Consider the following 9,800-nt stretch of genomic DNA (forward strand, 5'->3'; position numbering starts at 1 on the left):
GCTCGCCTCACAGTCCCAGGATCATCTGGGAGATGATGTTTTTCTGAATTTCGTTGGAACCGCCGTAGATCGAGGTCTTGCGGAAGTTGAAGTAGTACGGCGCAAGCGGCGCGGCGTCATCGTCCTGCGTGATGCTGTGCTCTTGCTCGCCTTCGAGATAGGCGGGATCGAAGGGCATCGCATACGGGCCGACGGCTTCGACCATCAGCTCGGTCAATGCCTGCTGCACTTCCGTTCCCTTCACTTTCAGCATCGACGCTTCCGGGCCCGGGCCGCGCTTTGCGCTCTCCTGCGAGAGCACGCGCAGCACCGTCATTTCGAGTGCCATGATTTCGATTTCCAGGCTGGCGACCTTGGCGGCGTACACCGGATCTTCCAGCAAGGGCCTGCCGCCCTTCATCTGCTTGTTGGCGAGGCGCTTGAGGAAGAGCAGCTCGCGCTTGGCACGGCCGACCGCGGCGATGTTGGTGCGCTCGTGGCCGAGCAGGTATTTCGCGTAGGTCCAGCCCTTGTTCTCTTCGCCGATCAGGTTCTGCACCGGAACCTTCACGTTGTCGAAGAAGACTTCGTTCACTTCATGCTCTTCATCGAGCATGATGATCGGGCGCACGGTGATGCCTGGCGTGTGCATGTCGATCAGCAGGAAGGAAATGCCCTCCTGCTTGCGCGCGCTGGGATCGGTGCGCACGAGGCAGAAGATCATGTCGGCGTGCTGCGCCAGCGTGGTCCAGGTCTTTTGCCCGTTGACGATGTAGTAGTCGCCCTCGCGTTCCGCGCGCGTCTTGAGCGATGCGAGATCGGAACCGGAACCCGGCTCGGAGTAGCCCTGGCACCACCAGTCGTCGCAGTTGAGGATGCGCGGGAGGTAATGGCGCTTTTGCGCCTCGTTGCCGAAGGCCATGATCACCGGGGCAACCATGTTGACACCGAACGGAAGGATGGCCGGCGTGCCTGCGTGAGCGCACTCTTCTTCCCAGATGTGGCGCTGTACCGGAGTCCATCCGGTACCGCCGTACTCAACCGGCCAGCCCGTGCCGACCCATCCCTGCTTGGCGACGATCTTGTGCCAGCGGACGTAGTCTTCCTTCGACAAACGCTTGTGGTTGAGGACCTTTTGCTGCAGGTCTTTGGGGAGGTTCGCTTCCAGGAAGGCGCGAACCGTGTCGCGGAAGGCCAAGTCCTCCGCTGTGTAGTTCAAATCCATGCTGTCTCCTTGTTGTCCCGGCTTAAAAGCACGACCGTTCGAAAATGATTATACAGCGGATTTTTGCAATGTGTATTGAATAAAAATGCGCGAATGGAAAGGCGTTGACGGGCTGTCAACGCAGAGCTGCGGGGGGTGAAGATTTACTGCAGGGGCTGCTTGAGCGCGTCGGGCAGGGGTAACGGCACGACGTCGATCCCTTCCTCGGCCAGCGCTTCGAATTCTTGCACGCTGGCGACGCCGCGGATGGAGCGTTCCGGCGCTTCGTTGTAATGCATGCGCCGCGCCTCCTCAGCGAATCGCTCGCCGACATCCTCGGTGTTGGCGACGATCTTGCGGACCAGTTCCAGCAACTGTTTCTGCACGACGGCAGCATCAATCTTGGGTTCTTGCGCGGTGGAGAGATTGAGGCGGGGAGCGGACGGCAGCTTGCGAACGGCATGGCTTTCACAGACCGGACAAGCGATCTGCCGGGCCTCGCTTTGAGACTTGAAATCTTCTTCCGAAGAAAACCAGCCTTCGAAGCGGTGATCGTGCTCGCAAGTGAGGTTATAGACTTTCATGCCGTGCTGCGAATGAGTGGAGGATCAGTACGATTGTCACGGCGGCGTGAGCAATCGATATGGCATTCTACTGCCTTCCAACTCTATCCGCTCGGCATCCCGGCGGGCTGGAGATGGGCCCGGCGCATCTTGACTGCACCGGGCCGGAGAGGACTTACTGCTTGAATTCGAACTGCTGCTGCGCCTGGTCGATCAGGTCCGGCAGGCGTTGCGCCAGAAGCACGGCCTTTGCCCGGCGCCGCGCGGAGTGCGCCTCGAGCGCGCCCGTCAGTCGGCGGACGTTTGTTTTTATTTCAACAATCTGTTCTGCTTTCGCGAGCCGGACGAGGCCATACAGGCTTTCGCGGAAAAGATGCTTTTGGCGCGCGCTTGCATCTTCGGTAAGGGTGGCGGTGATCAAGTTCTCAATGACGTCGTCAGTATCAAGCTTCTTTTTCATGGCCTCGCGTTTACTCGTGGATGGGATTTGCTACAGCGCAAGTATGCGGAATTTGCGGTACGGCACGATTGAGAAATCTCAAGCTGCACGTAAGAAAATGTAACAGAAGCGGGAGTCATTAAAATTTTGACAAAAAAATGCCCGCGCACTCGCGGGCAAACACTTCCTGGGAGGCTTAAGGGACCGCCTTCATCTTAGGCGTGACCTGCGGCATCGAATTTGCGCAAACGCAACGAAACGATCGCGCACGATCAATCGCCCTCTGCGTCCTTCACGACGGCAAATTCCCCCTTCGCCTGCAGATCGGCATGATAGGACGAGCGCACCATCGGCCCGGAAGCCACATGCGTGAAGCCCATCTTTTCACCGGTGACGCGCAAGGCATCGAACTCATCCGGCGTCACATACCGTGCTACCGGCAGATGGTGCGCGCTCGGTTGCAGGTACTGGCCGAGCGTGAGCATGTTGATACCGTGGGCGCGCATGTCGCGCATCACGGCCTCCACCTCTTCGATGGTTTCGCCCAGGCCCAGCATCAGACCGGACTTGGTCGGCACGGCCGGATGGCGCTGCTTGAACTGCTCCAGCAGATCGAGAGAGACGTCGTAATCCGCGCCGGGCCGGGCCTGCTTGTAGAGGCGCGGCACTGTTTCGAGATTGTGGTTGAACACATCGGGCGGGGCCTGCTCCAGGATCGCAAGCGCGGTGTCCACCCTGCCACGGAAATCGGGGGTCAGGATTTCGACGACAATGCCCGGGTTCAGGCGGCGCGTCTCCGTAATGCAGGCGGCAAAATGTGCGGCGCCGCCGTCGCGCAGGTCATCGCGGTCCACCGAGGTGATCACCACGTACTTCAGCCCCATCGCCTGGATGGTCTGCGCCATGTTCTTCGGCTCGTCCGGGTCGAGCGGATTGGGGCGTCCGTGACCGACGTCGCAGAACGGGCAGCGGCGAGTGCAGATATCGCCCATGATCATGAACGTGGCCGTACCGCTCTTGAAGCACTCACCCAGGTTGGGGCAATTCGCTTCCTCGCAAACGGTATGCAGCTTGTTTTCCCGCAGCACCGCCTTGAGCCGCTGCACCTCGCGCGAGCCGGTGAATTCAGAGCGGATCCACTTCGGCTTGCGCAGAATCTGTGCGCGCTCGGTGGGCACGATCTTGATCGGAATGCGGGCCATCTTGTCGGCGCCGCGCAGTTTCTCGCCGGTCTTCACGGGCCGCTGTCCCGGCGCCGCTTCCGCTGTTGTCTTTGTATCGCTCATCGCACGCACTCAGCCGCGGTAATAGCGTTGCGGCGTGAACGGCGTCTTCGCCACTTCCACCGGGACCGGCTTGCCGCGCACGATAGCCTGCAAGGCGGTGCCGACTGCGGCCAGCGACGTTTCCACATAGCCCATCGCGATCGGGCCGCCCACGGTCGGACCGAAGCCGCCGCTGGTGACCTTGCCGGCGACGTTGCCTTGCGCATCCACCAGCTCCGCGCCTTCGCGCACCGGCATTCTGTCCTTTACCAGCAGGCCGACGCGCTTGCGACCGACGCCTTCGGCCAGCTGGCGCATGATGACTTCCGCGCCGGGATAGCCGCCGGCGCGCGCCCCGCCCTCGCGGCGGGTCTTGGACAAGGCCCAGCCCAGGCTGGCCTCGATCGGCGTCGTGCCGGTGTCCATGTCGTGGCCGTACAGGCACAGGCCGGCTTCCAGGCGCAGCGAGTCGCGCGCGCCCAGTCCGATCGGCGCCACTTCAGGTTGTGCAAGCAGCAGGCGCGCCAGTTCCTCGGCCTTATCGTTCGGCACCGAAATCTCGAAGCCGTCTTCGCCGGTGTAACCGGAGCGGCTGATGAAACACTCCACGCCGACCAGCGTTACCTTGCCGGTATTCATGAAAACCATCTTGGCGGTCTCGGGCGCGAGCCGCGCCATCACGGCACCGGCGGCCGGCCCCTGCAGCGCCAGCAGCGCGCGGTCCGCAAGTTCCTCGACCGTGCAGCGATTGCCGATATGCTTCCTGAGGTGAGCGATGTCCTGCTGCTTGCAGGCCGCGTTGACCACGACGAACAGGTGGTCGCCGCCATTGGACACCATCAGGTCGTCGAGGATGCCGCCCTGCTCGTTCGTAAACACGGCATAGCGCTGCATGTTGGCCGGCAGGTCGACGATATCGACCGGCATCAGCGACTCGAGTGCAGCAGCGGCATCGGGGCCGCTCAAGCGGACCTGGCCCATATGCGAAACATCGAAGAGCCCGGCCTGGGTGCGCGTCTGCGCGTGCTCCTTCAGCACGCCGGTCGGATATTGCACCGGCATTTCGTAGCCCGCGAACGGGACCATGCGGGCACCGAGTTCGACATGCAAGTTGTACAGCGGGGTACGGGCCAGGGCCTGCGTCGTTTCCATTATTTCGTTCCTTTTTCTTGAATCGCAAAAAATCGAATCAGCACTCGATCACATTGACCGCGAGCCCACCGCGCGCGGTCTCCTTGTATTTGATCTTCATGTCGGCTCCCGTTTCGCGCATGGTCTTGATGACCTTGTCCAGCGAAACGAAATGGTGACCGTTGCCGCGCAGCGCCATGCGCGCCGCATTGATGGCCTTGATCGAACCCATCGCATTGCGCTCGATGCAGGGTACCTGTACCAGCCCGCCGATCGGGTCGCAGGTCAGGCCGAGGTTGTGCTCCATGCCGATTTCCGCGGCATTCTCGACTTGTTCCGGCGTTCCGCCCATGACCTCGGCAAGCGCGCCAGCAGCCATCGAACACGCCACACCGACCTCGCCCTGGCAGCCGACTTCGGCCCCGGAGATCGATGCGTTTTCCTTGTACAGGATGCCGATGGCGGCGGCGGTCAGCAGGAAGCGGATCACACCTTCCTCATTCGCGCCCGGCACGAAGCGGTGGTAGTAGTGCAGCACGGCGGGGACGATGCCTGCCGCACCGTTCGTCGGCGCTGTCACCACGCGGCCGCCCGCGGCATTCTCTTCGTTGACGGCGAGCGCATAGAGGTTCACCCAGTCGAGCGTCGTCAGCGGATCGCGCAGGTTGGCTTCGGGCTGGCTCGACAGCTTGCGGTACAGCTCCGCCGCGCGGCGGCGCACCTTGAGGCCGCCGGGAAGGCTGCCCTCCTTTTCGCAGCCGCGCTTGACGCACTCCTGCATCACCTGCCAGATGCGCAGCAAGCCGCGCCGTGTTTCTTCCTCGGGCCGCCACGCTTTTTCGTTCTCCAGCATCAGCTGGCTGATCGACAAGCCCTTCTCCCGGCATGTCGCCAGCAGCTCGTCGGCGCTCTTGAAAGGATGGGCAACCACTGTCGTGTCAGGCACGATGCGGTCGGCACCCACAGCGTCTTCATTGACCACGAATCCGCCGCCGACCGAGTAATACACCTTGCTGTCGATTTCCGAGCCATCCCTATCGAAGGCGGTAAAACGCATGCCGTTCGGATGGTGCGGCAACGATTGCCGCTTGTAGAGCAGGAGATGCTCGCTCTCGATGAATGGGATGGTGTGCTCGCCCAACAGGGAGATCTGCTTGCCGGCACGCACCTGCGCCAGCCTGTCCTCGATGCTGTCGGTATCGACCAGGTCTGGCGCCTCCCCGAGCAGGCCTAGCATCACCGCCTTGTCGCTGCCGTGTCCCTTGCCGGTCGCACCCAAGGACCCGTACAGCTCGGCCTTGAGCTGTGCAACCCGCCCAAGCTGGCCGGATGCCTTCAGTCCGGCCGCGAACTGCAGCGCGGCGCGCATCGGGCCCACGGTATGCGAACTCGACGGTCCGATGCCAATCTTGAACAACTCGAAAACACTGATGGCCATGTCATCCGCCTTGGCCGCCTCGCATGCGCCAGGCGGCAAATACCGTTTCAACAGGCGGGTTACGCCGCATGAAGCAGCGCAGCCCGCCCGGCCCTTACTCGTAGTCCGACATCGGCGGGCACGCGCAGACGAGGTTGCGGTCGCCGTACACGTTGTCGACGCGGCCGACCGGCGGCCAGTACTTGTTGCCACGCAGGGAGGCGACGGGGAACGCCGCCTGTTCGCGCGAATACTTGCGGCTCCATTCGCCGGCAATCGCCATCGCGGTATGCGGCGCATGGCGCAGCACGCTTTCCTCCGCCGTCACCGCACCGCTCTCGACCGCGCGAATCTCTTCGCGGATGGCGATCATCGCCTCGCAGAATCGGTCGAGCTCATCCTTGGATTCGCTCTCGGTCGGTTCGATCATCAGCGTGCCGGGCACCGGGAAGGACATGGTCGGCGCATGGAAACCGAAGTCCATCAGGCGCTTCGCAACATCATCCACGGTGACCCCGGTCGCGTCCTTCAGCGGACGCAGGTCGACGATGCACTCGTGTGCAACGATACCGTTCTCGCCCGCGTACAGGATCGGGTAATGCGGCGCCAGGCGCTTCGCGATGTAGTTGGCGTTGAGGATGGCAACCTGGCTTGCTTCCTTCAGGCCCTGGCGGCCCATCAGCTTGATGTACGTCCAGCTGATCGGCAGGATGCTCGCGCTGCCCCACGGCGCCGCGCATACTGGCGCATCCTGCTTTTCCATCACGCGATGGCCGGGCAGGAACGGCGCCAGATGCGATTTCACCGCGATCGGGCCCACGCCGGGGCCGCCGCCGCCGTGCGGAATGCAGAAGGTCTTGTGCAGGTTCAGGTGCGACACGTCGCCGCCGAACTTGCCCGGAGCGCACAGGCCCACCATCGCATTCATGTTCGCGCCGTCGATGTAAACCTGGCCGCCGTGCGCATGCACGATTTCGCAAATCTCGCGGACCTCGGCCTCGAACACGCCGTGCGTCGACGGATACGTAATCATGATGGCTGCGAGGTCGGCGGCATGTTTCTCCGCCTTTGCCTTCAGGTCGGCGACATCGACATTGCCGCGCTCGTCGCATGCGACCACGACAACCTGCATGCCCACCATCTGGGCCGTTGCCGGATTGGTGCCGTGCGCGGAACTCGGGATCAGGCAGACATTGCGATGCCCTTCGCCGCGGCTCTTGTGATATGCGCGGATAGCCAGCAGGCCGGCGTACTCGCCCTGCGAGCCGGCGTTCGGCTGCAGCGACACCGCGTCGTAGCCGGTACATGCCACCAGCATCTGCTCCAGCTCGCTGATCAGCTGCTGATAGCCTTGCGCCTGTTCCAGCGGGGCGAACGGATGGATACTGCCGAATTCCTTCCAGGTCACCGGGATCATCTCGGTCGTCGCATTCAGCTTCATCGTGCACGAGCCGAGCGGAATCATCGTGCGGTCGAGCGCGAGATCCTTATCGGACAGTGCGCGCAGATAGCGCAGCATCTGGGTTTCGGAATGGTGGCTGTTGAACACCGGGTGCGTCAGATACACACTGGTGCGCACGAGCGCCGCTGGAATGCGCTCAGCAGCATCCGCTTCGCAGGTGGCGAAGGACGGCACTGCCTTGCCTGCGGCGAAGATCGCCCACAGGGCTTCGATGTCTTCGCGCGTCGTCGTTTCATCGATGGAAATGCCGACGGTTGCGGCATCGACATTACGCAGGTTGATCGACTGGCTGAGTGCAGCCGCGTGGATTTCCTGCGTACGGGCACCGGTGCGGACCGTGATCGTGTCGAAGAAGGAAGCAGTCGGCACTTCCAGATCCAGCTTGCGCAGGCCCTCGACCAGGGTCGCCGTCAAGCGGTGCACCCGTTGGGCGATGGTCTTCAGACCCTGCGGACCGTGGTAGACCGCATACATGCTCGCAATGTTCGCAAGCAGGACCTGAGCGGTGCAGATGTTGCTGGTCGCCTTTTCGCGGCGGATATGCTGTTCGCGGGTCTGCATCGCTAGGCGGTATGCCTTGTCGCCGTGGCTGTCGATGGAAACACCGACCAGGCGGCCGGGCATGACCCGCTTGTTTTCGTCGCGCGTGGCGAAGTATGCCGCGTGCGGGCCGCCGTATCCGAGCGGCACGCCGAAACGCTGGGCGGAGCCGATGGCCACGTCCGCGCCGAATTCGCCGGGAGGCGTGAGCACGGTCAGCGCCAGCAGGTCAGCCGCCACCACGACCAGCGCGTTTTTCGCATGCGCCTTCGCCACGGTGTCGGCATAGTCATTGATCTCGCCGTTCAGAGAAGGATACTGGAGCAGCACGCCGAAGCAGTCGAGCTGTTCGAGGTCCGTGCGATGGTCGCCGACGACCACTTCGATGCCGATCGGCTCGGCGCGCGTGCGCACCACGTCGATCGTCTGCGGGAAGCAGTCCTGCGACACGAAGAACACCTTGCTCTTGCTCTTGGACAGGCGCTGGCAGAAGGTCATTGCCTCCGCGGCTGCGGTCGCCTCATCGAGCAGCGAGGCGTTGGCGATCTCCATACCCGTCAGGTCGGAGATCATGGTCTGGAAGTTGAGCAACGCTTCGAGGCGGCCCTGCGAAATCTCCGGCTGGTAAGGCGTGTACGCGGTGTACCACGCCGGGTTCTCAAGCAGGTTGCGAAGAATGACGGTCGGCGTATAGGTGTTGTAGTAACCCATGCCGATGTAGGACTTGAACACCTTGTTCTTCGCAGCGATCTGCTGCAGTTCCGCCAGCACTTCCGGCTCGCTGCGCGCGCCGTCCAGGTTCAGGGGCGCTTCGGAATGGATCGCGTCCGGAATCACCTTCTTGATGAAGGCATCCATCGACTCGAAGCCGAGCGTCGACAGCATCGCCTTCCTGTCGGCTTCACCCGGCCCGATGTGCCTGTCGATGAAATCCGTGTGCTGCTGCAAATCCTCGAAAGCAGCCCGATTCTGAACCATTTTTTACCTCTCAATACGAAAAAGAATTCATGCGCTGCGAATCACGTCAGCCTTGCGACTCGACGTAAGCCGTGTAGCCTGCCTCATCCATGAGGGCGTCCAGGTCGCTCGCCTGGCTGACCTTGAACTTGAAGAACCAGCCGGCCCCCATCGGATCCTCATTCACCTTGCCCGGCTCGTCGGCCAGCACGGCATTCACCTCGGTCACGACGCCGGCGACCGGCATGTTGATCTCGCCCGCGGCCTTCACGGACTCGATGACGGCGGCTTCCTCGCCCTTGGCAAGTTCTTTTCCGGCTTCCGGCAGCTGCACGAAAACCAGGTCGCCGAGATGATCCTGAGCGTAGTCGGTGATCCCGACAGTGACCAAGCCATCCTCCTCAACGCGCAGCCACTCGTGTTCCTGGGTGTACACGGTCTTGCTCATCTTCTCATCTCCTAAAAATTGATTGATCGAAATGCCAGGGGCAAAAGGGAATTCTTGTGCTGCAGCAGGCCACTCGCCGACGGTGCGGCAGTTGACGCAGCTTATTCTTGCGGCAAAATTTTAGAGGGTTCCATGTATTTATTGTGTTCAAATGCACTCGGAAAACCACCGAAATTCCAATAATTTCGCTGCGCTTTGTTTATTTTTGAAAATTTGGCGGCGATTAATTTCATTATCGGAAACGAAATATCCAGCCCTGTTTTGCTTGCAAAAACGGGCAGCCGGCGGCGGAGGTCGGGAAGAAAGCAGGTGCGCCTGCATGAGACAGGCCAGCGTGATGTGACGTTCCTGGGGGAAGAAAGATGTGTGGCCTGGTGCCCGAGACCGGAATCGAA

9 protein-coding genes are annotated in these 9,800 nt (G+C 61.9%); all 9 read right to left on the reverse strand.

What is annotated here, in order from left to right:
- Window positions 1-7 precede the first annotated feature (7 nt).
- Entirely contained in the window at window positions 8-1,204 is a 1,197-nt protein-coding gene (locus VEC01_RS12980) for an acyl-CoA dehydrogenase family protein (RefSeq protein ID WP_324901307.1), read from the reverse strand.
- Window positions 1,205-1,347: 143 nt separating this feature from the next.
- Window positions 1,348-1,767 carry a DUF1178 family protein gene (locus VEC01_RS12985; RefSeq protein WP_324901308.1) on the reverse strand — a complete coding sequence of 140 codons (420 nt, stop codon included), beginning with the start codon at window positions 1,765-1,767 and terminating at the stop codon, window positions 1,348-1,350.
- A 154-nt stretch (window positions 1,768-1,921) separates the two neighbouring features.
- Entirely contained in the window at window positions 1,922-2,206 is a 285-nt protein-coding gene (locus VEC01_RS12990; protein ID WP_324901309.1) for a hypothetical protein, read from the reverse strand.
- A 251-nt stretch (window positions 2,207-2,457) separates the two neighbouring features.
- Entirely contained in the window at window positions 2,458-3,471 is a 1,014-nt protein-coding gene (lipA, locus tag VEC01_RS12995; RefSeq protein ID WP_324901310.1) for a lipoyl synthase, read from the reverse strand.
- Window positions 3,472-3,480: 9 nt separating this feature from the next.
- Window positions 3,481-4,602 carry a glycine cleavage system aminomethyltransferase GcvT gene (gene gcvT, locus VEC01_RS13000; RefSeq protein ID WP_324901311.1) on the reverse strand — a complete coding sequence of 374 codons (1,122 nt, stop codon included), beginning with the start codon at window positions 4,600-4,602 and terminating at the stop codon, window positions 3,481-3,483.
- A 37-nt stretch (window positions 4,603-4,639) separates the two neighbouring features.
- Window positions 4,640-6,019, reverse strand: a complete 1,380-nt coding sequence (locus tag VEC01_RS13005) for an L-serine ammonia-lyase (protein ID WP_324901312.1) — start codon at window positions 6,017-6,019, stop codon at window positions 4,640-4,642.
- A gap of 94 nt (window positions 6,020-6,113) precedes the next feature.
- Entirely contained in the window at window positions 6,114-8,978 is a 2,865-nt protein-coding gene (gene gcvP / locus VEC01_RS13010) for an aminomethyl-transferring glycine dehydrogenase (protein ID WP_324901313.1), read from the reverse strand.
- Between the two features lie 46 nt (window positions 8,979-9,024).
- The gene (gene gcvH, locus VEC01_RS13015; protein WP_324901314.1) at window positions 9,025-9,405 is read right to left on the reverse strand and encodes a glycine cleavage system protein GcvH; all 381 of its coding nucleotides are present in this window, start codon (window positions 9,403-9,405) and stop codon (window positions 9,025-9,027) included.
- A gap of 101 nt (window positions 9,406-9,506) precedes the next feature.
- The coding region (locus VEC01_RS13020) for a hypothetical protein (protein WP_324901315.1) at window positions 9,507-9,800 on the reverse strand (294 nt) is incomplete at its 5' end.

Origin of the sequence: Noviherbaspirillum sp., assembly GCF_035627455.1 — a bacterium.
Lineage (GTDB): Bacteria > Pseudomonadota > Gammaproteobacteria > Burkholderiales > Burkholderiaceae_D > Noviherbaspirillum.

Coding starts and splice junctions, on each gene's coding strand:
- VEC01_RS12980 (WP_324901307.1), bottom strand. CDS start 1,204: ATGGATTTGAACTACACAGCGGAGGACTTGGCCTTCCGCGACACGGTT.
- VEC01_RS12985 (WP_324901308.1), bottom strand. CDS start 1,767: ATGAAAGTCTATAACCTCACTTGCGAGCACGATCACCGCTTCGAAGGC.
- VEC01_RS12990 (WP_324901309.1), bottom strand. CDS start 2,206: ATGAAAAAGAAGCTTGATACTGACGACGTCATTGAGAACTTGATCACC.
- lipA (WP_324901310.1), bottom strand. CDS start 3,471: ATGAGCGATACAAAGACAACAGCGGAAGCGGCGCCGGGACAGCGGCCC.
- gcvT (WP_324901311.1), bottom strand. CDS start 4,602: ATGGAAACGACGCAGGCCCTGGCCCGTACCCCGCTGTACAACTTGCAT.
- VEC01_RS13005 (WP_324901312.1), bottom strand. CDS start 6,019: ATGGCCATCAGTGTTTTCGAGTTGTTCAAGATTGGCATCGGACCGTCG.
- gcvP (WP_324901313.1), bottom strand. CDS start 8,978: ATGGTTCAGAATCGGGCTGCTTTCGAGGATTTGCAGCAGCACACGGAT.
- gcvH (WP_324901314.1), bottom strand. CDS start 9,405: ATGAGCAAGACCGTGTACACCCAGGAACACGAGTGGCTGCGCGTTGAG.